We start from the raw sequence: 22,773 nt of genomic DNA, 5'->3' as shown, positions 1-22,773 counted from the left end.
GCATTCGTCTTTTGTCTATCTCAGCTCAGGCGGCCAGCCGCGTGTGCCAGCATGGTGTAGACCTTGCCGGTATCTGAGGTCAGATAGGATTGCGTGACGGTGCGGTCGCGATCGGTGCGGGCAACGTCGGCAAGCAGCTTTTCGAAATCGGCGATGTAGCGATCGACCGCGGTGCGGAATTCCGGCTCGCGATCATACTTGCGCTTGATCTCGTCGAATGTCTGCTGGCCCTTGAGCGTATAGAGGCGGCGGGTGAAGACATCGCGCTCGCCGCGCTGGTAGCGGCGCCACAGATCGACCGAAGCATCATGATCGATGGCGCGGGCGATATCGACCGAGAGCGAGTTCAGCGATTCCACGACATGGCGCGGATTGCGGGCGACGGGAGCAGCTGCCGCTTCCGTCTGTGCACGCGGTGCAGCCTGGCGAGCTGGCGGCAGATCGGCATTCTCGTCACGCGAGGCGCCGCGTAAGAGGTCGCTGATCCAGCCACCACCGGCCGTTTCCTGACGGGCCGGAGCAGGCGTCTCTGCCGGGCGCTGCGGCTGCACGGCCGGGCGTTCGGCGGGAATGGAGCCGCGCAAGCTAAGGGATTCGATCGAGGGCTGCTGTGGCTGCGGTGCCGGCTGCTGCACGCTCTGCTGGGGAGCAGGAGCGGGCTGCTGAGGCGCAGGCTGTTGCGGCCTGGGAGCGGGAGCGGCGGCTGCAGTCGGTGCAGGTGCCGCCGGTTGCGGGCGCTGGACCGGCTGCGGATTTGCCAAGGCGCGGGCCGAGGGCTCGGAGATTTCCAGCTGCTGGGTCGAGCGGCCGACAATCTGCGAGATGTCCTGCAGGGCCTTGATCTGCTCGGCGACGGCGCGGCGCATGGCGGCAGCGCTTTCCTTGGCTTCTTCGGGAAGATCGAAAGCACCGCGCTTCAACTCGCTGCGGGTCATGTCGAGTTCCCTGCGGATATCCCCGGCCGAGCGGCGGATCTCGTCGGTTGCCCCGGCGAAACGGACGACGGCGTCATCGACAGCGACGCGCAAGGTCTCACGAAGCTGTTCGGCGGCACCATCAGACGTCTTGCCGGCTTCCGCGAACATCTGCTCGACTTCGGACAGCGAAGCCGTGAGGCCGCCGCGAAGGCGGTTGGTCAGATCGTTGGAGCGACGCTCGGCGCTGGCAAAGGTGCTTTCAACGGCCTGGCTCGCTTCCTCGCCGGCCTTTTGAAGTGTGCCGCGCATGCCTTCCGCGGCATCCTCGGCGCGCTTCTCCACTTCGGAGAGAACGCGGCCGATATCCGCGAAGGAAGACTGCACGCCCTGGCGCAGATTGCCGGTGACCTGGTTGGAGCGCTGTTCGGCACGGTCGAAGGCGGTCTCGACCATGGTGCCCAGGGCGCGCATGGTGTTTTCGATTTCTTCCGAGCGTTGAACGAGGCCGACCGCCAGGTTCTGCAGGGCGGTTTCGCGCTCTTCCAGTGTCGACACCAAGTTCGACTGAGCGGCACCCAGAAGCGCGGAAGCTTGCGTCAGCACCTTGGAGTGATCGTCGAAGCGGCCGACGATGCTGCCGACCTGCGACAAGGTCTGGCCGGTGATTTCCGAGAGCTTGTCGACCTTGCCTTCGAGGAGGCGGCTGGAGGCCGAAACCATTTCGCCGGCCTTGGCGGCGGAGTCTGCGAAACGGACAGAGGTCGCGGTAAGACGATCATCAACGCTTGCATATTCGGCTGCGGCGTTGCTGAGCAGGCCGGTGATCGCCGAGTTGTTTTCGGCCAAGCGGGCGATGATGCCGTTGACGCTTGCCAGCAGGTTGTTTTCGAGTGCGCTGACGGTGGTGACCGCATGTTCGGTGCGCGATGCGATGGCATTGATCAGGGCGGCATTTTCGGCGCGCAGGCGCTCCGTGCTTTCCTGGGCCGCAGCCGAGATGAGGGCTGCGGCTTCCTGACCCGTAGCCGCATAGCGGTCGACGATCGGGCGGGCCTTCTCATCGATCAGGCGCGACAGTTCCGTCGAGCGTCCTGCCAGCATCGAGTTCAGTTCGCGGGTGCGCTCGTCGAGCGAGGTACGGATCGATGCGCCGCGCGCTTCCAGTGCCTTGTCGACATCTGTCAGCGTGGCGTCGATTTCGCGGGCACGGTCTTCCAGCGCAGTGCGGATGGCGGTGCCGCGCTCTTCAAGTGCCTTCTCGACCTGGGACATGGTGGAGGCGATTTGCTCGCTACCGCCGGCAAGCGTGTTGCGGATGGCGGCACCGCGGGCTTCCAGCGATTGTTCGGCCGATGACAGGGCCTGCGAGATCGTGTTGACCTGGTTGCTGACGAGGCCTTCGGCTTCGGCAACCTTGTTGACGATTGCATTGCCTGCTTCAGAGAAGGTCTGGGCGACGGCTGCCGCCTGGCTCGCCAAGCGGCTCTGCGTTTCCGAGACGCGGTTGACGAGGTCGTCGGAACGCTCGGTCATGGCGCGTGTGAAGGCATCGCTGTGGTTGCCAAGATTATCGGCAAACTGCTGGCCGGTGCTGGCAAGCAGGTCGGCGGTGCGGGTTGCCTCGCCGTCCATACCCTGAGCGGCATCGGCAACGGCGGTGCGCAGCGTTGTCGCGAGATTGGCGGCCTTGCCTTCGATCGTGCGGTTGACGGCTTCGAGGCCGACATTGAGCGCGCGATCCATGGTCGACAGGCGTTCCTCGATGCGAGCAGCGGCTTCGCTGCCACTGTGATCGATCTGAGCAGCACCCGTTGCCAGGGTCTCGGACAGGCGATTGCCTGCCGCATCAACCTGGGCGGTAACGCCGGTCACACCTTCATGAATGCGGCTTTCGAGAGCGGACAGGCTGGCTTCGACGCGCGAACCGGTATCGGCGAAGCGGCTGGTCATGCCGTCGATCGACTGGTTGAGGTTGGACGAGAAGCTTTCCGCCGAGCGGGCGATATCGCCTGCTGCCTGCTGAATGCGGCCGGCAACGTCGCCAGCGCCGCTGCTGAGGCGTTCTTCCAATGCTCTTGCGCTTGCGTCGATGGTCTGGCGGAGCGAAGCCTCGCGGTCTTCGAGCGACATTTCGAGCATGCTGGCGCTGGTGGCAATCGACGTCCCGATGTTGGTCGTCTGCTCCATCAGCGTATTGTCGATCTGAGCGTGCGCATCACGCAGCGTCAGGCTGATGGCGTTGCTGCGGTCTTCCAGCGTCGAGCGCATGCGCTCGTAAGCAGAGGCCAGGTTCTGATCCATCTGGGACAGGCCTGTGCCGAGCGTGTCTTCAAGCTGGCGTGTCGTGCTGCCAAGCGCGTTCTCGACCCTGTCCGTGCCGCTGTTGAGCAATCCCGACAGAGATTCCGTGTGGGCTGCGAGCGAGCGGTCGAGGCGATCCTGATTTTCGGTGTAGGCAGCGCGAATGGCATCCGCCTTGTCGCCGAAGGCGCCAGCCACGCGGGATTCCGCGCCGGAGACGCTGTCGAGCAGGGCGTTGGCACGCGATTCCAGGGCGCCTTCAAAGCGGCTCTGGTTTTCGGCGAGCGAGATTGCAAAGGCCATGCTCTTGTCGTCGAGCGTGTTGGTCAGCGCGTCATGGCCGCTTGCCACGGTGTGAGCGATGGCCTGGGCGCTGTTCGTCAGGGTTTCCTCGAGCTTCGCCTGGTTCTCGGAGAGAGCGATTGCCAGTGCCATCGTTCTGTCGTCGAGGCTGTTGACGATCTTGTCATGAGTGCCGGCGACCGTGCTGGAGAGTGCATCCAGGCGGCTGGAAAGAGCGTCTTCAAGGCGGGACTGGGTGTCGGAAAGCGAAATGGCCAAAGCCATGGCCTTGTCATCCAGCGCATCGCCAATGGCGGCGTGATTGCCGGCGAATGCGTTGGTGATGGCTTCCGCACGGTTGGCCAGCGTTTCTTCGAGACGAGATTGACCGTTCGTCAAAACGTCGGAAAGTGCCCGTGTCTTGCCATCAAGCGTATCGGCGACGCGCTCGGCGTGGCCGGAAACCGTGTCTTCCAGGCGGGACTGGCTTTCGGACAGAGCGATGGCAAGCGCCATGGTCCGGTCGTCAAGCGCTTCAGCAAGAGCAGTATGATTGCCGGCGAAGGCCTTGATGATCTCTTCGGCGCGGTTCGAGAGCGTTTCCTCAAGGCGGCTCTGTCCGCTGGTCAAGGCAGCCGCGAGTGCGCCAGTCTTGCCGTCAAGCGTATCGGCGACGCGCTCTGCATGGCCTGCCACGGTTTCTTCCAGTCGCGCCTGGCTTTCAGAGAGGGCGATGGCAAGCGCCATGGTCCGGTCGTCGAGCGCGTTGGTGACGGTTTCGGCGTGACCGGACACTGTGCTTTCCAGGCGCGCATGGCCGTCGGCGAGGGCGCGGGCAAGCGCCTTGGTCTTTTCATCCATGGTGCCGGCGACCTGCTCGGCATGTCCGGAGACGGTATCTTCCAGCCGCGACTGGCTTTCGGAGAGAGCAATGGCAAGGGCCATCGTCTTGTCGTCGAGCGTATCGGCGAGCTTGCCATGTGTCTCGGCAATGGCGCCGGTGATGGCGTCGGCGCGGCTTGCCAGCGTGTTTTCGAGGCGCAGCTGGTTCTCGGCAAGCGAGATCGCCAGCATCGAGGTGCGTTCGTCGAGTGCGGCAGTCAGATGCTCATGCGAACCGCTGACGGCGCTGACGATGCCTTCCGAGCGTTCGGCCAGCGTCTGTTCGAAGCGTGACTGATTGTCGGCAAGAGCACCGAACAGGGCCGTGCTGCGAGACGCCATGACGGCGTCGATGCGCTCATGGGCGGAACCCAATGCCTGGGTGATCTCGCTGGTGCGGGACGAGAGCGTATTGTTGATCTCGTTGGCGCGGCCGGTGAAAGCGGTGGTGAGTTCTTCCGTGCCGCTCTGCAGGGCGGCAGAGACATCCCGCGTCACGCCCTGGACGGCATTGGTGAAGGTGCTTGCGTGGGTGCTCAGCGCAGCGTTCAGTTCGCCTGTACCCGAGGTGAGGGCGGAGGAAATGCCGCTGGTGGCATTCTGCAGCGCAGAGGTGATCTCGCCGGCCCTGGAGCCGATGGCGCTTTCCAGTACTTCCTGGCCGGTCGCCAGAGTGGTCGCTAGTGCGAACGACTGGTCGGTGAGGGAGGAGCCGAGGCGCTCGATGCTGGACGTCAGAATGCCTTCAATGGCTTCCGAGTTGCTGCCCAGGGACTGATTGATCCGGGCAAGGCTTTCCGAAAGCTTGCTGTCGAGCGTGCCGGCGCGCTTGTCGAAGGCGGAGGTGAATTCCGAGACATGCTCGTCAAAGGTCGTCGAAAGCTGCGCGATCGTCGACTGGAAACGCTCTTCGAAGAAGCCCGAACGAAGATCGATGTCCATCATGGTGTCATCGGCCGTCGATTGCAGGCTCTGGCGGAAGCTGGCACCCTTTTCGTCAAGAGACGTATTGAGCTTGGCCAGCACAGTATCCAGCGTGCCGGTGATCGAGCGTTCACCGCCGGTGAGGCTCTCACTGATTTCCCTGGTGCGGGCGACCAGCGTTTCGTTGAGCTGGCGGGCGCGCTCGTTGAGGGCGTTGTTCAGCTTTTCGGTATTCGCATCCAGCGTCGAGGCGCGGGTTTCAAATTGGCCGAGCAATTCCTTGCCGCGTTCGCCAAGCGTCGACGAGAGGGCGTCCAGGCGTGAATCGAACTCATGGCTAAGCGCGAGGCCCGAAGCGTTGAGGTTCTGCAGCAGGCTATCGGTCTTGGCTGCGAGCAGAGTTCCGAGCGCCTGAACGGCGGAATCCGACTTTTCCATCAGCGCCGCAGCGCGGGTATCGATCATCGAGGCAAAGGCTTCGCCCGATGTAGACAGGCGTACGGCGATCTCTTCAGTCGCCAGCGACAGATCTTCCTTGATCTGGTCGTGGACGCCCGAGATCGATGAGCGAATCCGCTCGGCGTGATTGACGATCGCATCGCGTTCGGTGCCGAGTTCGTGGACGAGGCCGCGCACGCGCAATTCATTGTCGGCATAGCTGCGCTCGAGCGCGTTGACTTCGGAATGGACGAGGGTTTCCAGCTCGGTGGCGCGCGCAATCGTGCGCTCGATGCCCTCATTCATGGCCGAGACTTCGCGACGCACTGCCTGACCGACGGTCATGATGCGATCGGAGGCGACGGTTTCAGGCTCGACGAGGCGCAGCGCCACTTCCGCCATGGAGCGGGCGGCATTGCGCATGTCGTGCGCCCGCGAGATCATCATGCCGAAGGCATAGAACATGAGGACGGGTATGACGATGCCGACAATGCAGGCAATGACACCGGGAAGGGCGACGAGATCGGCTACGGATTGGATGTTTCGGATCTGCGCGCCATAGAGAAGGAAGGCGAGGCCGGCGCCGCCGATGATCCAGAACAGCGAAAAGATCGTGGCGTTGCGGACCGCATGGCTCTGGGAGCCGCTATCCAAAGCCTTCAGGAGGCTGGCGGGGCTTGCCCGATTGCCGTCGTTTGCCGCCGCAAGGTTCGGGCTTTTAGGTGCCTCCGCGGGGCGGGGCGTTGCGGCAGGGGCGGGCGCGCTTCGTGCGCTGCCAGCCTTGCGGGCTGCATCGTCCTTGGTCTGCTTCATCGGCTGTTTCGGCGGTTCAGACACTTTTCGCTCCGGGACATCAGGCGTGGGACCGCTGCGAGACTCCAAGTTCTCGTCACTGAAATCGATCTGCAAAGCTTCGTCCAATGCCTGAAAGGCCTTGTCCTCGACCGACTCGATGTACTTTTTGTTCGCCATGCGGTTACGCCTCGTTACAACTCACTCGGGCTTGCCGTGTCGTTTCCGGAAATTCCGCCGTATCCAGAAAAGACGAACCCTGCCTCCCGTGGGGTCCTCCGTCTTCGATAAATATCGAGGGTGGATTTCCCATTACATTTCAGAGTGGATAACTGGTTTTTCAAACGGATGTTATGAAAACATTACCATCATCCACTTCCTGGGCAAAGGCATGCGCCATAAACCCAATCTAGCCGTATCGTAGTGACACATTCCCCCAGTCATGACAATTAATTCCACTGTAAAGTCAGTGGATCGTTAAGGCGCGATTAACCTTCCTAACGTGTTCAAGCGCATGAAAATCCAATATTCTGGGCATGTTTAACGCGCGTTAACCATGTCGTGAGTTTTACGCCCTCAATGTGCCAAAATTTAACTCGATGGCCATGCCAAGACCGCAACTATGCGGCAGGTCGCTAAAACAGTCACAGGTTAAGGACGGGAGCGTTGGCACATGGCAGCACTGAATATTGCATTTGAATCTCCGGATAATTCGCGCGGGCCGACCCCATCAAGGGAGCGGGCGATCGACCTCGTCCATCTCGCAAAGCAGACCATGGGCGACAAGGCTCTCGAAGTCGAAGTGTTGCAGATGTTTGCCCGGCAGGCCCGATCCTGTCTTCAGGAGATCGGCAGCGGCGATGCCAACCGCATCCATGCGGCATCCCACAAGCTGAAGGGCGCAGCAAGCGCAGTCGGCGCCTTTCGTGTCGCGGACGCGGCGGGCGCTCTGGAAAACGATGGTAGCGACGCGACCCATATGGCCGCCGTCACCACATGCGTCATCGAGGCAGAGAACTTCATTCTGAAGCTGTCGCGCTGAGCTGATCCTTTCGAAAGCCTGCAAATGCATCGTTGCGCCGCCAAGCGGGAAATCCGTTTCGGCGGCGCAAATGTTGACTGCCCCAGCGAATTGTTGGAAGTAAAATTCCGGATCGTCCTTTACTCACGAATTTCGGAATTCATCTACATGACCCAATTGACCATCGTCGCCTTTGACGGCACCCGTTTTGACCTCAATGTCGACGACGGCTCCACCGTAATGGAAAACGCCGTACGCAACTCCGTTCCGGGCATTGAGGCGGAATGCGGCGGAGCATGTGCCTGTGCCACCTGTCATGTCTATGTCGACGACGAATGGACGGAGAGGGTCGGCAGTCCGCAGGCGATGGAGGAAGACATGCTGGACTTCGCGTTCGATGTCCGCCCCACGTCGCGGCTCTCCTGTCAGATCAAGATGACGAGCACTCTTGACGGGCTCGTTGTCCACGTTCCTGAACGTCAGGCTTGAAAGACGCCAGGGCTCGCGCAGCTTTGGCCGCGTGGTCCCGGCTCTCAGTTGTATCTGAAACTCTCCGGCCGCCCCAAAAAGATGCCCCGCTCAGCTGGTACAGCGAGCGAGGCGAGGCGGGCGCATCACCGACAGGCAAGGGAGGAAACGCCTGTGGCTTCAAGACGCGCCAGGAGAACACTTAGCGCATGCTTTGGAAAACAAACCCCGATTGCGCTGAAAGAGTGAACAAACCCGCCAGCGCAGGCATTCAAAGAAGATCACTTCGAGATATCGTCCGGCATTTTCGAATCATCCGGTTCGTTTATCCCTGTGATTAATAAGAAAAACCTATTTCAGATTATCGTAAAGTTCAAAGAACGACATGACCGGACGATTCACAGAAATAGTGGCTGTTTTCCCACAATTCGTGACATTTGAGTGGTCTTTTGCGTGAATGAATGTCCCGGGGTGATCTACTGCCGGTTGTTTCCGCGGCTACGGTAGTAAAGCAATCTCTGTATTCGGTTCTGAAAGTTGATGGCTTCGATGCGATCGAATCGCGCCTGATCGGCATCGTGCCGCTCGGTTTCCCGCGCCGTCACCTCATTCGCTTTGTCCTGAAGCGCGTCGCAATTGCTGGCCGATGGCAAGGAGAGGATCAGCCGCTCCATCTGCCGGGCGTGCTGGCGCGCAATCTCGACGTGACGATCCTCGTGGCGACGAATGTCGGCAGCAAGAGTGTCCCAGATCAGGGAAAGCTGCTTGCTCGCACGGCGCCGGTCGCGCCAGCGGGGCAGGATGATTTCGGTGTCGACCGTGACCCTGGCGCTGGAAATGTAGCAGCGGCCGCTTGCTTCACTATAGGTCGCGCTGCCGCCGAAGCGAATTCGCGTCGCGCCCGGATGATGGCTGCTGGAGCCCATCGCGAGCGGTCCTTGATGGTTCAATGCGGCATCGAGTTCGTCGGCGCTGCTGCCCTTGATGTCGAAATAGGAAATGGTTTTGCGGGTAACCACCTCGGCATGGGCGATTTCAGTCATGCAGAGCGCGAGCAACAAGGCACACGAAATACTGATCTTATGGGATGCAAGCGGCATTCGTGACGCAACCATGTTGAACTTCGGCGAACCTTGCGGCATAGGCACTGTGAGCGCAATATCGAGCGCAAGGTTTTTTCATTTTCAATGGGATGGGACGGTTCGTGACGGAGCTTCGCAGCCATAGCTGGCATGTCGCGCATGGCCGCAGCATCGAGGTCGGCAAAAAAAGCGTCATCATGGCTATCGTCAACGTGACGCCGGATTCATTCTCTGACGGTGGCCACTACGAGGCTGTCGATGCCGCGGTGGAACATGCGCTTGCCTGTATCGCTGACGGCGCTGCCATTGTGGATATCGGTGGAGAATCGACGAAGCCGGGCGCCGATGTCGTTAGCGCCAGCCAGGAGCAGGGGCGGGTGCTGCCCGTCATCGAGGCATTGCGAAGCAGGACCGATGCGCTGATCTCGGTGGATACCTATCGGGCTGACACGGCGCGGCTGGCAATCGGAGCCGGCGCGCATATCGTCAACGATGTCTTCGGTCTGCAACGCGAGCCGGATATAGCTGGTGTGGCGGCGCAGACGGGAGCGGGGCTTTGCATCATGCATACCGGTCGCGACAGGCAGAAACTGCCCGATGTGATCGACGATCAGATCCTGTTCCTCAGCCGTTCGCTCGACATCGCCGCGGCGGCTGGCGTCAGCAGGCAAAATATCGTGCTCGACCCCGGCTTCGGCTTCGCCAAGGAGAATGCCGAAGAGAATCTGGAATTGATGGCGCGTTTCAATGCGCTGCTTCGGTTCGACTTGCCGCTGCTGGTGGGCACCTCACGCAAGCGATTTGTCGGCACCATCACGGGGCGTGATGCCGCCGGCCGCGATGTCGGCACGGCCGCGACCAGCACAATCTTGCGTTTGCAGGGAGCAGCCCTATTCCGCGTACACAATGTCGCAATCAACAGGGATGCGCTGGCCGTTGCGGATGCTATTCTCAGGACGCGCGCGAGACTTAAAGCATGATCCCTGAACCAAGGGAGCGGTTTTCGAACGCCGTTGTGCCTGTTCGAAACGGAGGGACGCCATGAGCGCTGTGACATATACCATTACTCTGCAGAATTGCGCTTTCTTTGCCCGCCACGGCGTGCATGACGAGGAAGAATTCCTCGGACAGCGCTTTTTTGTCGACGCCGAGCTCGACGTGGAGGCCGGTGATGCGCTGGAGCGCGATTCGATCGGCGATACCGTCAATTACGGCATCGCATTCACCGTTATCGAGGAAATCGTCACCGGCCGCCGGCGATATCTGATCGAGGCGCTGGCGCTCGATGTGGCCAAGGAATTGTGCAAGCGCTTTCCGGGTATCCGCCGCGCGAAGATCACGGTGCGCAAGCCCAATGCGCCGGTTCCGGGTGTTCTCGATTACGTACAGGTGAGTGTTGAGCATTTTGCCTGAAAACGGAGCCGTGCGGGCGACGCTTGGTCTTGGCGGCAATCTGGACAATCCGGTCCATGCAATGGCGCTTGCCTTGCACACGCTTGACGGGCGGGATGACTGCCGGGTGGTTTCGGTGTCGCGGCTTTACCGTACGCCGCCCTGGGGCAAGACGGATCAGTCTCTGTTCTATAATTCCTGTGCCGCAGTCGACACGACGCTGGCGCCGGAGGCGTTGCTTGACGTCTGTCTTGATATAGAGCGTGACATGAAGCGGGTTCGGCTGGAGCGCTGGGGGCCGCGGACGATCGACATCGATATCCTGACCTATGGCGATCTGGAGCAGGCCGAGCCGCTGTTGACCATCCCGCATCCGCGCATGACCGAGCGCGGTTTCGTGCTGATGCCTCTTGATGATTTCGCGGGCGATCTCCTGGTGAAGGGCCGCACGATCAAGAACTGGCTGCGGGACGTCGATATCGAAGGGATCGAGGTTGCGGATCAGAGCCGGGATTGGTGGCGATCCGCCTGATATCAAATGAAAAGGCCGGCAGAATATGCCGGCCTTTGACGATGAGCATCATGTCTGAAGTTACTGGATCGATCCGACGGCCATCTGATCGATGTCTGCCCGCTTCAGCGTTACGCCGATGACAGGCACCATCTGCTCGCCGACCTTTACCGAAATCGTAACGTTCATCGACTTGTTGTCGGAAACGCGGGCGATCATGGCGCCGTTCAGCTTCTGGCGGATCAGGCCGAGAACGACCGTGCCGTCATTGACTGTGCCCGAAGTGATGTCCAGGCCCTTGCCGGCCGCGCCGTCCAGGAATTTTCCGCTATAGGAGCCGCCGCTCTGGGTGATCTCAGCCGACATCGGTTGCTGGAAGACGCCGACGCGGCAGGTGCCGTCGAGCTTGACGCCCGCATTGTTGCCGTCGAGCGGCTTGCCCGTAAGGTTGCAGCTGAATTTCGTGCCCTTGTACTTGCCGGCGACAATTTCGCCCGGACCGCTCCATGAGCCGGCAACGGACTGGAAGAAGGCCTTGTCGCGAGGAGCCGCGTCGGCCGATTGCACCCAAGTGCCGGTAGAGAGGGTCGCGGCGGCGAGGCCGCTTACAAGAAGAAATTGACGCGAAAACATGGACATTCCTTAGCGAGGCGGAACCGTAAAATTGGTTCTCACTTTTGCCCGAGAATGGTTAATGCTTGGTTTCTTCAGCGCTCGTAAAGCCGGATTTACAGGCGCTCACGTCGTTGGGCGGCCGGTTACACCAGGCGTGAGGTCTCCGGCGAAGTCGGTAATGCCGGGGCGCTTGAGCGCCTTGAAGGATAGAGGTCGGCAGAGATCCATGGCCGCGATACCGATTCGCGCCGTCATCATGCCGTTGACGACGCCTTCGCCCAATCGTGCCGAAAGCTTGGAGGCGAGCCCGTGGCCGATCAATTGCTGCACGATGCTGTCGCCGACGGCGATCGAACCGGTAACAGCCAGATGAGCCAGCACGTCGCGCATCAGCCTGACCATGCCGAGCGTGCCGGGCCTGCCGCCATAGAGCTCGGCCATGGCCCGCACCAGTTTCGCCGCCTCGTAGAGAACGTAGAGAATGTCGACCAGCGCGCGCGGGCTGACGGCGGTGACAACGGAGACACGTTTCGAGGCGCCGAGGATCAGTGCCCTGGCGCGGCGGTCAAGCGGGCCGAGCAATTCGCGCTCCGCAAGGTCGATCAGCTGCGGTGCGTCGATGATGTCGTCTTCGGCCGCCTTCAAAGTGGCGCGGCCTCGCGCGGTCTCCGGATTGGCCTCCAGAATAGTGCAGAGATGCTTCACCAATGCCTTGGCCCGACCGGGGCGTGTTTCGACGATGGCAGCCTCCGCTTCCGCCTTGATGCTTTGCACGGCGGCCAGCCGCATCATGCCGGCGGTTTCCCTGAAGACAATGGCGAGTATGGCAAGGATACCGATGGCGACCACGGCGAGGGCCGTATAGCCGAGCCAGTCGGCGCGGCTGAATAGGTCACGGATGAGTTGATCCGTCCAGAGCCCGAAAGCGAGAGATATCAGGATGCCTAAGGCGCTCAGCGCTACCTTGCCGAAGGAGAAACCGCGACGGCGTGGCTTGGCGCCGACGCCTCCGGCAAGTGCCGGGTCGAGGGCAGGGTTGATGAATGGATCGTCCTCATCGGCAGTCAGGACAATCTCGGTATCAAAACTTTGCGGCTTGCGGCGCGGCGTTTCCGCACTGGTCTTCGCAGCCGTACCGCTCGGCTCCAGCGAAAAGGCTGCCGGACGGCGGGAGGTACTGCCTGGTTCGTTTGGGGTCGGTTTCGTCATGCGAGACGGTCTCCGAACAGGAACTGCATGGCGCGATCGAGGCGGATATGCGGCACTGAAAGCTTGATGCCGCTGCCGGTTTCGTCCAGCTCCGGCGGGCGGAACCGAACGACATTCACCTCCGGCAAGTGGACCTTTGCCCCATCGGATTCAAGGGCTTCAAACAGCCAGCGTGGATTCTCGGGAAGATCGCCGGGGAACACCGCCGTCTTGCGATCGCCGTCGAAGATTTCGCCGGCGATGGTTTCCTTGTCCATCGGCGTGCCGACAATGACGGGAAGGGTCTGTCCGTCGCGCGTCACCGTCGCCTCGCGGGTGGCGCGCACGGAGGCAATGGCCATGACCTCGATGCCGGCGCCGGCCATGCCGATGCGCTCGACGGCGCGCTCCACTAGCCGACGGGTCAGGGCCTCCAGCCGGTCATGGCTCTCATGATGCAGATGATCGGCCTTGGTGGCTGCCACCAGCACGCGATCGATCCGGCGGCCGAGCAGCGAGGAAAAGAAGGAATTGTTGCCCGGACGAAAGCAGGCAAGTACATCCGTCAGCGCGCGCTCGAGATCCTGAACCGCTTCGGGGCCGCGATTGATGGCCTGCAATGCGTCGACAAGGACAATCTGGCGATCGAGCCGGGCGAAATGCTCGCGAAAGAAGGGTTTGACCACGACCGATTTATAGGCCTCGTAGCGGCGTTCCATCATTGCCCAGAGCGAACCCTTCGGCGCGCTGCGCTCAGTGGGGAGTTTCAGCGGCGCAAAGGTGAGGGCGGGTGAGCCATCGAGATCCCCGGGCAACAGGAAGCGCCCCGGCGGCAGCGTCGAGAGCGAGCGTTCGTCGGATTTGCAGGCCTTGAGATACCAGGCAAAGGCAGTCGCAAGCTCGCGCGCCTTCATCTCGTCCGCGGGGGCGGCGATGTCGGCATTTTCGGTCATCGCCAGCCAGTCCTGCGAGAGTTCCGCACGAATGCCGGTTGTGGCCAGCGCCAGTGTCTCGTCGCTGAAGGTGCGGAAATTCTTGCCGAGCAGCGGCAGGTCGAGCAACCATTCGCCGGGATAATCGACGATATCGATGGAAAGGCGGCCTGAGGAGAACAGCCGGTTCCAGCCGCTGGCACTTTGATACTCCAGGGTAATGCGCAGTTCCGAAATTGCGCGTGTCGAATCCGGCCATATGCGCTCTTTCACCAGCGACCGGATATGATCCTCATACTGAAAGCGTGGTACGGCATCGTCCGGCTGAGGTTCGAGACGGACAGAGGAAACGCGGCCTGATTGCACCGGCTCGAACAATGGCAGGCGTCCGCCATTCAGCAGGTTGTGCACCAGCGACGAGATGAAGACGGTTTTGCCGGAGCGGGAGAGGCCGGTTACGCCCAGACGGACTGTCGGGCTGACAAGCCCAGTCGCACGATCAGCGAGATTGTCGAAAGCGATGAGAGCGTCGTCGGTAAAGGAGGTCAGGCTTGGGGGCAAGGCGGGATCCCTGGGTGACAGCGTGACCGTGAATATAGGAAACGAATCTTGCTCCGAACAGATGGGGCGATATTGGCGAGCCATACCGCCAGATGCGCAACTTGCCTCGCCCGAGGCTGATATCTCTATTCGGTGACAAAATCCGTCAGCGACCAACCGGAGGGTGTCGCGTCGATGACGGCGAGGCCGGCTGTCGGAAAGCCACGCGGAAGTGCTGCGGCCAGGGCTTCGTGACCAATCAAGGTTTCCAGCGTCTGCTCGATGATCGGATTATGTGCCACCAGCATGACGGACTCCTGGTCTGTCTGCGAAGCGATCAGGGAGAGGTAGATATCCAGCGTTCCATTGTAGAGAGCATCGACGAAGCGGAATTCGGTGGAAGGGCTGACAACGCGGCGCATGGCATCCGCGGTCTGGCGACAGCGAAGCGCCGTCGATGAGATTATCAGGTCCGGCTTGTAGCCTTTGTCGGCCACTTCGTCTGCGACGGTCTCAGCCGCGGCATAACCGTTATCGCTCAAGGGGCGGTCAAAATCCCGCTGCCCCGGCGCGGCTTGTTGGGCCTCCGCATGGCGCAGGAGATAGACCCGTGATGGCGGCGGCGAGAGGGTCGTCATGATGAAGTTCCGAAGATCGATTCGTCCCATGAGGTAGCGTCTATTCGCATGGGCCGTCAACTGCGCTGAGATCCGTCGAATCGGGAAATGAGGCGTAGTCACGCGAAGGTTATGGAACCGCCAAATTTGGCCTGTCGTCAATATATGATGAAAAAATAGACCCTTAGCCGAATTTTATGACAAATTTAAAAATCGGTTGACAGCGTCTATTTGGCTTGAATCGACACTATCGGTTGGGATATACACCCCGCGATATGAGATGTTCTTCAGGAGAATCGCGTTGAGTGAGAAGATCGATCTTAGTAATTATGTGCCCTCGGAAGACGAGGAGTTCATGAACCTGAATCAGCGAGCTTATTTCCGAGCAAAGCTGATAGCCTGGAAAAACGACATCCTAAGAGAAGCGCGCGAGACGCTGGGTCACCTGGCTGAGGAGAGCGCAAATCATCCCGATCTTGCCGACCGGGCATCTTCGGAAACAGACAGAGCCATCGAGCTTCGAGCTCGCGACCGCCAGCGGAAACTCATCTCTAAAATCGATGCTGCAATGCAGCGTATCGACGAGGGTACCTATGGTTACTGTGAAGAGACAGGCGAGCCGATCGGCCTCAAGCGTCTCGACGCACGCCCGATTGCGACCCTGTCGATCGAAGCGCAGGAACGTCACGAGCGCCGCGAGAAAGTCTATCGCGACGAATAAGCGTTCCGTTTCGATTGGAACCTATAAACAAAAAGGCACGACGTCATATGCGTCGTGCCTTTTTGATTCGGCCGCGTTTTCTGCCGCGCATTATTTGTCGCGGCTGACGCTCATTTCACCGAAGATACGAGCCACTTCCTTCTGAAGCGCGCTGTCAGCTCCCGTCATCGGGGCAAGTTCGGGGTCGACGCGCTGCGCCGGGGCTGGAGCCTGAGATGGGGCCGGCTGCTGCTGGACCTGGCGCTGCGGGGCAATGTTTGGAATGATCCGTTCCGCCGTCAGGTTCTTCGACATTTCCGCTTCCAGAACGCGCTGGAAGTCGTTGCCGGTTTCGGTCGGACGCGGGGTCTCAATGCTGGGCTCTACGGGAGCTGTGCGCGCCGGTTGCGCCGACAGGACGACCTGGCGTGCGGCGTCCAATATGTCGGCGGCCTCCGCCTCGGTAATTGCGGGTGCGGGCGGTTGCACGCGCTGCGGCGGCGCAGCGACGGGCGGGGAGAGTTCGGCCGGGCGCGCTACCGGTGCTGGCGTGGCAGCAACGGTTGGCTCTGTGCGCAGATAGGCTTCGACCTTGTCTTCGACGGTCTGCGGGCGTTGCGGAAGCGCGGCCAAAGGGCCTTCGAGTTCCTCGACCTTTTTCCGTGACTGCGGTCGGTCCTCGAGTGCCGTGGGGCTTTCGAGCGGTGTCGATGCTCCCGCCCGCGCGGGATCGGAGATACCGGATTCGATGACGATATCCGTGGGGCCGCCGATCATGATCAGGTGCTCGACGCCATCGCGCCGGACAAGCACGAGACGGCGACGTGCGTCGACGGCTGCTGCGTCCAGTACCTGAAGGCGCGGCTGGCGATTCTTGCCACCGCGCACGAAGGGAGACGGCGCCCGGTTGCGCATGACCCAAAGAATGCCGATCAGCACGAGGAGGGCGATGCCAACCCCGCCGGCTGCGAGAAAGAAACGGCTGCCATAGGCTCCGGCGATTTCGTCCAACATGTCGAGATACTCCGTATTTATCCCCGATGTCGCGGCCCGCGCGCAACTACGCCAGGGTAGATGTTTCGACCCTGGCCTTCCTATGCGGCGATCATATGGACAGGATCATAGCGGATACAAGATGCGATTGTAGCCTGTTGCGCTGTCTTGCCTGTGAATTCAAGCCTTTCTGGCCCGGCAAAGCTTTTTGCTGATGATGCAAATTGCTAAAGAAGATTCGAAAGGTCCGACTCCGGCGAGCCGTAACGTGTATGACATGTCGCGAGGAGAACGGCGGAGACGAGGGGTTTATGACGAAGCAGCGTCCGTCCGACGAGTATAGCGTGCCGCTGGTGGATCGCGGGGTTCGTTCCGGCACTGTGCTGCGCATCATGCTGCTTGCGCTGGTGCTTGTCGCCGCTGCCGCCGCGTTCGTCGTGTTCAAGAGCCAACTCGACAATGAAGCCGTGCTCGGTGGCCTGGGCATTCTCGCCATGGTCGGCATCTTCTTCCTGGTTTCCTCGATCATCGGCTTTGTCGAGGTCATGCCGCAGCCGCAATCCGACAGTCTGGCGCGCTCGTTTCTGAACAGCCATCCGGATGGAACGCTGATTACCGACGAGAAGGCTCGCATCGTCTATGCCAATGCCGCCTATGGCAGGCTGACCGGCGCCACCAAGGCGACGGAAGTGCAGTCGCTGGAGACGTTGCTGTCGCGCAACCGCGAGTCCAACGAGGCCTTGTACCGCCTCGCCAACGGCCTGCGCGACGGCAAGGAAGGATCGGAAGAATTCCGGCTTCTGAAGCCGCTCGGTCCTTTCAATGGAGTCGGGCAGACAGCCCATTGGTATCGATTGAAAGCGCGGGTATTGCAGCCGGAGCAGGGCGGCAGCACGGCGCTGCACATCTGGCAGATCACGGATATCACCTCAGAGCGCGACGATCAGGAACGCTTCTTCAAGGAGCTCCAGAACGCGATCGACTATCTCGACCACGCGCCGGCAGGCTTTTTCTCCGCCGGCCGCAAGGGCGAGATCTTCTATCTCAATGCGACGCTGGCGGAGTGGCTGGGCTTCGACCTGACCAAGTTCGTGTCGGGGTCGATGACCATCCGCGATCTCGTCGCCGGCGAAGGGCTGGCGCTGATCCAGTCCGTCCAGGCCGAGCCCGGATTGAAGAAGACGGTGACGCTCGATCTCGATCTCAGGCGCTCGAATGGCCAGAGCCTGCCGGTACAGATCGTCCACAGCGTCACGTCGATGCGCGATGGCGCCCCGGGCGAAAGCCGCACCATCGTCCTGACACGCCAGAACGGCGGCGACACCGAGCAATCGGCTTCTGCGGCTGCGATGCGCTTCAGCCGGTTCTTCAACAATACGCCGATGGCGATCGCTTCCGTCGATGGCGCCGGCCGCATTCTGCGGACCAATGCGCCGTTCCTGAAGCTCTTCTCGGATCTGGTGTCGCGCGACGATATCGAGCGTGGCGCGGCTCTGGAGACCGTCGTCAACGACAGCGACCGTTCGCGCCTGCATCAGGCGCTGGCGGCTGCCAAGGATAGGCAAGGCGATATTCCTCCGATCGATTCCCGCAATCCCAAGGACGACACCCGGCATTTCCGCTTCTATATCAACGCCGTGATCGACCAGACCGACGAAGCGCCGGAAGAGGCTGCGATCGTTTATGCCGTCGAAGTGACCGAGCAGAAGGCGCTCGAGACGCAGATGGCGCAGACGCAGAAGCTCAACGCGGTGGGCACGCTTGCCGGCGGCATCGCGCATGACTTCAACAACGTATTGACCGCAATCCTGCTCTCTTCGGATCACCTGCTGCTGCAGGCACGGCCTTCCGACGCCAGCTTTGCGGATCTGATGGAAATCAAGCGCAACGCCAATCGTGCCGCTGTGCTGGTGCGGCAATTGCTCGCCTTCTCGCGCAAGCAGACCATGCGGCCGTCGATCCTCAACCTGACCGACGTGATCGGCGATCTCCGCATGCTCGTGGACAGGCTGCTATCGGGCACGCATGTCAAGCTGGATGTCGACTATGGCCGCGACCTCTGGCCCGTCAAAACCGATCTTTCGCAGTTCGAGCAGGTTCTCATCAACCTTTGCGTCAATGCGCGCGACGCCATGCCGGGCGGCGGTACGCTGACCTTGCGCACCCGCAATCTTCTGGCCGCGGATGTCAGCGCCTTCAACTATGCCTATCTGCCGCATGAGGATATGGTTCTCGTCGAGGTCAACGATACCGGTACGGGTATCGCGCCTGAAATCATGGACAAGATCTTCGAGCCCTTCTTCACCACAAAGGAAGTAGGCAAGGGCACGGGCCTCGGCCTGGCGATGGTCTATGGCATCATCAAGCAATCGGGCGGCTACATCAATCCGGAGTCGGAAGTCGGCAAGGGAACGACGTTCCGCATTTTCCTGCCGCGCCACATGGTCGACCCGGCTGTCGCGGCCGAAGCAAAGGCAGCGGAAAGCCGTGGCGTTACGGCGATGGATCAGAGCGTCGCAACGGCGACACCGGCTGAAGAGCCGGCGGATCTGACCGGCAAGTCTGCCGTCGTGCTGCTGGTCGAGGACGAGGAAGCCGTGCGTCGCGGCGGCAAGCGCATGCTAGAGACACGCGGCTATACCGTCTATGAGGCGGGTTCGGGTGTCGAGGCGTTGGAAATCATGGACGAGCTTGACGGTCAGGTCGACGTCGTCGTCTCCGACGTCGTCATGCCGGAAATGGACGGCCCGTCGCTATTGCGTGAGCTGCGCAAGAAATATCCGGATATGAAGTTCATCTTCGTTTCTGGCTATGCGGAAGATGCGTTTGCCCGCAATCTGCCGGCCGACGCACAGTTCGGCTTCCTGCCGAAGCCTTTCTCGCTGAAGCAGCTGGCGGTCGTTGTGCGGGAGACGCTGGACCGATAGGCGAATTTTCCCGGTCGATATTGCCGATGCCGTCGCATCGGTGATATCAACCGCGCATGATCGACCTTGCCAAGCCCATTTGCCAAATGTGGTGGCGCTCCTTCTAGGAGCGGCAGTCGTCATTTTACGAAATCGACCCTTGCCGCCGTGATCCGGCAGGCATGGTCATTTCCCTTTTCCTTCCCGATGGCGGCGGCTCCCTTTACGGAGCAAAAATGTCTTCCCCTATCGATACACGTCCCGTCATATTGACGGGCGACAGGACCACGGGTCCTCTCCATCTCGGTCACTACGTCGGATCGCTGAAGAGCCGCGTCGCACTTCAGCGCTCTCACCGGCAATTTCTGTTGCTGGCGGATACACAGGCGTTGACCGACAATGCCCATGATCCGGTAAAAGTCCGCCGCAATGTTCTCGAAGTCGCCTTCGACTATCTTGCCGTCGGCATCGATCCGTTGGAGACGACGATCTGCCTGCAGTCCGCGCTGCCGGCACTGGCGGAACTGACGCTGCTCTATCTGAATTTCGTGACGGTCAGCCGTCTGGAGCGCAATCCGACGATCAAGACCGAAATCCAGCTGCGTGGCTTCGAGCGTGACGTGCCCGCTGGTTTCCTCTGCTATCCGGTGGCCCAGGCGGCCGATATCACCGCCTTCAGGGCGACGGTCGTGCCCGTGGGCGAGGATCAGGCGCCGCTAATCGAGCAGACCAACGAGATCGTCCGCCGTCTCAACCGGCAGGTCGGTCGCGATATTCTTGTCGAAGCCGAGGCCATGATACCCGCCGTGGGCCGGCTGCCCGGTGTCGATGGCAAGGCGAAGATGAGCAAATCGCAGGGGAATGCGATTCCGCTTTCGGCATTGCCAGACGAAATAACCGATGCCGTGCGGCGCATGTATACCGATCCCACGCACCTGCGTGCCAGCGATCCCGGCAAGATCGAGGGAAATGTTGTCTTTATCTATTTCGACGCCTTCTGCGAGGATCGGCAGCTCGTGGACGACTTGAAGGAGCGGTATCGGCGGGGTGGGTTGGGTGATGTCACCGTCAAGAGATATCTGGAAGATATTCTACAGGCGTTGCTTGCGCCGATCCGCGAGCGCCGCGCCCGATATGCCGCTGAGCCAGGCTATGTACTGGACATATTGCGCGAGGGGAGCCTCAAGGCAAGGGAGAGGACGGAGGCAACCCATGCCGAATTGCGGGCCGCCCTTGGCCTTTTCACATTGACCTAGGGCGGCTGCGGCTTTGTTTATTCCGCCAGAGCGACGGCGATTTCGGCACCGAGACGTGCATTGTTCTCGACGAGAGCGATGTTGGTCTTGAGGCTGCGGCCATCGGTAATGTCGAAGATGGTGCTGAGCAGATACGGGGTCACGGCTTTGCCGGCGATCTCGTCGCGCTCGGCACTGTCGAGGGCGCGCTGGATGTAGATTTCCATTTCCTCGCTCGGAATTTCGTCGGCTTCCGGCACCGGATTGGCGATCAGCATGCCGCCATCGATGCCGAGCTGTTCGCGGGTCGTCTGGAAATTGGCGATTGCGGCCGGGCTATTGAGCGTCAGCGGGCTCGGCAGGCCGGAGGAACGCGACCAGAAGGCCGGGAATTCGGCGCTGCCATAGGTGACGACGGGCACGCCGCGGGTTTCCAGAACTTCCAGCGTCTTCGGAATATCGAGGATCGCCTTGGCCCCGGCGCAGACGACGATGACGCCGGTGCGGGAAAGCTCTTCAAGGTCGGCCGAAATATCGAAGCTTTCTTCTGCACCGCGATGGACGCCACCAATGCCGCCTGTCGCGAAAACCTTGATGCCGGCGCGGGCAGCCGCAATCATCGTGGCGGCGACCGTGGTCGCACCGGTGCGGCGCTCGGCGATCGCGAAGGCGAGATCGGCACGCGACACCTTCATGGCGCCTTCTGTCTTGGCAAGGGCTTCCAGTTCTTCCGGCTCAAGACCGATATGCAGCGTGCCGTGGATAACGGCGATGGTTGCCGGAACCGCGCCTTCCTGGCGAATGATCGCCTCGACGCTGCGTGCCATCTCGATATTGCCGGGGTAGGGCATGCCATGGGTGATGATGGTCGATTCCAGCGCGACGAGCGGCGCGCCGCGCATCTTGGCGGCGGCGACTTCCTTCGAATAGGCGATCGGAAGCAGTGGCGAGATAGGCTTGGTCATTGTCGTGTCCAATTGACTGAAACAGGATAGGCTAGTGAAGCGAGCTTCATGACAGAATAGCGACCTCGGGAACAAGGGCCAACATCGACTTTAGAAGCTCGGGCGAGAGATTTTCAGCCGTGGCCAAGGGCGACTGCACCGTGATCGCGGCTGCGGCTACACCGTGGCGGACAGCTTCGGCCAGATCGTGTCCGGCGAGCAGCGCGGATAAAACGCCGGCCGCAAGGGAATCTCCCGCACCGGTGACATCGGCGACATCTTCGACGATGGGCGGCTGCAGGCTGACGACGGCATCACGCGAAAACGCGATCAGCTCGCGCTTGCCACGGGTAATGACGCCGTTGCGCAGACCGAGCGCGCGCAATCCGCTGACCCATTCCAGAGGATCGTCCGGACGGCTCTCGGTGAGCGCCGCGGCCTCGGCTTCATTGAGAAAAAGATGATCGATGCCGGCAAGGCTCGGCTTCAACCTGATAACCTTGGCCGGTGAGATCGCGATGGCGGCGACGGGCTTGCGGCAGGCAGACGCCCTTGCGGCAATCGCGCCCAAGGTTTCGGCCGGCAGGTTGGCATCGCAAAGAACAAGGTCCGTCGCCTCGAATGCATCGCGAACGGCGCGAATCGCCAGCCGCCTGGGCACGAACAGCTGATAGAGTTCCATATCGGCAAGCGCGATCACCAGATTGCCGTCGCGTTCGAGGATCGCGGTGTAGCTCGGCGTCTTGCGGTCGAGGAAGACGAAGGGCGTATCCTCGATGCCGGCATGGCTGGCGGCCTCCGCGACCATCTCGCCCGAGGGGTCGCCGCCTCGGGGGGAGATCAGCCGGACATTGAAGCCGAGACGGGCAAGATTGCGGGCCGCATTGAAGCCGCCGCCGCCCGGCTCCTCGAACCATGCTCCCGGATTGCTGGCGCCCGGCGCCGTCTCGCCGAAGATGCGGCCGCGACGGTCGACATGCGCGCCGCCAAGAACGAGAATCTTCTTCGCCATATGGTTTTCCTCAGCGATCAAAAAGGCGAATCGGGCCGGTCGCCAACATGCTGGAACCCATTGCCTCCGGTGGGTAAGTGT

17 protein-coding genes are annotated in these 22,773 nt (G+C 61.2%); 8 read left to right on the top strand and 9 right to left on the bottom strand.

What is annotated here, in order from left to right; translation table 11 throughout:
* Positions 1-20 precede the first annotated feature (20 nt).
* Complete coding sequence (locus tag A6U86_RS06260; RefSeq protein WP_068387333.1) at positions 21-6,716, bottom strand: hypothetical protein; 6,696 nt, start codon at positions 6,714-6,716, stop codon at positions 21-23.
* A gap of 493 nt (positions 6,717-7,209) precedes the next feature.
* Between A6U86_RS06260 and A6U86_RS06255 the strand changes: the two genes are divergently transcribed.
* Both A6U86_RS06255 and A6U86_RS06250 read left to right on the top strand, forming a co-directional pair.
* A complete protein-coding gene (locus A6U86_RS06255) occupies positions 7,210-7,578 on the top strand; it encodes an Hpt domain-containing protein (RefSeq protein ID WP_068387331.1) in 369 nt (122 codons plus the stop codon).
* Positions 7,579-7,725: 147 nt separating this feature from the next.
* Positions 7,726-8,046 (top strand): 2Fe-2S iron-sulfur cluster-binding protein, encoded by a 321-nt coding sequence (locus A6U86_RS06250; protein ID WP_068388012.1) that lies wholly within the window; start codon positions 7,726-7,728, stop codon positions 8,044-8,046.
* A 455-nt stretch (positions 8,047-8,501) separates the two neighbouring features.
* Here the strand turns inward: A6U86_RS06250 and A6U86_RS06245 are convergent, their stop codons facing one another.
* Entirely contained in the window at positions 8,502-9,125 is a 624-nt protein-coding gene (locus A6U86_RS06245; RefSeq protein WP_068388010.1) for a DUF922 domain-containing Zn-dependent protease, read from the bottom strand.
* 104 nt (positions 9,126-9,229) lie between these two features.
* On the opposite strand from A6U86_RS06245, the gene folP reads away from it, so the two are divergent.
* The 3 genes from folP (at position 9,230) to folK (ending at position 11,031) form a co-directional block, all read left to right on the top strand.
* Positions 9,230-10,087 carry a dihydropteroate synthase gene (folP, locus tag A6U86_RS06240; RefSeq protein ID WP_244509835.1) on the top strand — a complete coding sequence of 286 codons (858 nt, stop codon included), beginning with the start codon at positions 9,230-9,232 and terminating at the stop codon, positions 10,085-10,087.
* A 61-nt stretch (positions 10,088-10,148) separates the two neighbouring features.
* Entirely contained in the window at positions 10,149-10,520 is a 372-nt protein-coding gene (gene folB / locus A6U86_RS06235) for a dihydroneopterin aldolase (RefSeq protein ID WP_068387327.1), read from the top strand.
* Positions 10,513-11,031, top strand: coding sequence for a 2-amino-4-hydroxy-6-hydroxymethyldihydropteridine diphosphokinase (folK, locus tag A6U86_RS06230; protein ID WP_068387326.1), 519 nt, complete (start codon positions 10,513-10,515; stop codon positions 11,029-11,031). Before folB ends, folK begins: the two co-directional genes overlap by 8 nt.
* Before the next feature lie 60 nt (positions 11,032-11,091).
* Here folK and A6U86_RS06225 read toward each other — a convergent pair whose 3' ends face one another.
* The 4 genes from A6U86_RS06225 to A6U86_RS06210 form a co-directional block, all read right to left on the bottom strand.
* A complete protein-coding gene (locus tag A6U86_RS06225; RefSeq protein ID WP_068388007.1) occupies positions 11,092-11,643 on the bottom strand; it encodes a hypothetical protein in 552 nt (183 codons plus the stop codon).
* 105 nt (positions 11,644-11,748) lie between these two features.
* Entirely contained in the window at positions 11,749-12,834 is a 1,086-nt protein-coding gene (locus A6U86_RS06220) for a YcjF family protein (RefSeq protein WP_068387324.1), read from the bottom strand.
* Positions 12,831-14,306, bottom strand: coding sequence for a YcjX family protein (locus A6U86_RS06215; protein ID WP_068388003.1), 1,476 nt, complete (start codon positions 14,304-14,306; stop codon positions 12,831-12,833). Before A6U86_RS06215 ends, A6U86_RS06220 begins: the two co-directional genes overlap by 4 nt.
* A gap of 125 nt (positions 14,307-14,431) precedes the next feature.
* Positions 14,432-14,923 carry a histidine phosphatase family protein gene (locus A6U86_RS06210; protein ID WP_068388000.1) on the bottom strand — a complete coding sequence of 164 codons (492 nt, stop codon included), beginning with the start codon at positions 14,921-14,923 and terminating at the stop codon, positions 14,432-14,434.
* Between the two features lie 280 nt (positions 14,924-15,203).
* Between A6U86_RS06210 and dksA the strand changes: the two genes are divergently transcribed.
* On the top strand, positions 15,204-15,623 hold the full coding sequence (dksA, locus tag A6U86_RS06205; RefSeq protein WP_034477403.1) for an RNA polymerase-binding protein DksA: 420 nt from the start codon (positions 15,204-15,206) through the stop codon (positions 15,621-15,623).
* A gap of 90 nt (positions 15,624-15,713) precedes the next feature.
* On the opposite strand, the gene A6U86_RS06200 is transcribed toward dksA, so the two are convergent.
* Positions 15,714-16,616 carry a flagellar biosynthetic protein FliO gene (locus A6U86_RS06200; RefSeq protein ID WP_068387321.1) on the bottom strand — a complete coding sequence of 301 codons (903 nt, stop codon included), beginning with the start codon at positions 16,614-16,616 and terminating at the stop codon, positions 15,714-15,716.
* Between the two features lie 290 nt (positions 16,617-16,906).
* Between A6U86_RS06200 and cckA the strand changes: the two genes are divergently transcribed.
* Together cckA and trpS are read left to right on the top strand one after the other, a co-directional pair.
* A complete protein-coding gene (cckA, locus tag A6U86_RS06195) occupies positions 16,907-19,522 on the top strand; it encodes a cell cycle histidine kinase CckA (protein ID WP_068387318.1) in 2,616 nt (871 codons plus the stop codon).
* A 215-nt stretch (positions 19,523-19,737) separates the two neighbouring features.
* Positions 19,738-20,757 (top strand): tryptophan--tRNA ligase, encoded by a 1,020-nt coding sequence (gene trpS, locus A6U86_RS06190; RefSeq protein WP_068387997.1) that lies wholly within the window; start codon positions 19,738-19,740, stop codon positions 20,755-20,757.
* Between the two features lie 17 nt (positions 20,758-20,774).
* Here the strand turns inward: trpS and A6U86_RS06185 are convergent, their stop codons facing one another.
* Both A6U86_RS06185 and A6U86_RS06180 read right to left on the bottom strand, forming a co-directional pair.
* Positions 20,775-21,701 (bottom strand): pseudouridine-5'-phosphate glycosidase, encoded by a 927-nt coding sequence (locus A6U86_RS06185; protein WP_068387315.1) that lies wholly within the window; start codon positions 21,699-21,701, stop codon positions 20,775-20,777.
* Positions 21,702-21,747: 46 nt separating this feature from the next.
* A complete protein-coding gene (locus A6U86_RS06180) occupies positions 21,748-22,692 on the bottom strand; it encodes a carbohydrate kinase family protein (RefSeq protein ID WP_068387312.1) in 945 nt (314 codons plus the stop codon).
* Between the last annotated feature and the right edge of the window lie 81 nt (positions 22,693-22,773).

Origin of the sequence: Rhizobium sp. AC27/96, assembly GCF_001692325.1 — a bacterium.
Taxonomy (GTDB): Bacteria; Pseudomonadota; Alphaproteobacteria; order Rhizobiales; family Rhizobiaceae; genus Rhizobium.
This window is presented reverse-complemented; position numbering and strand designations above follow the sequence as displayed.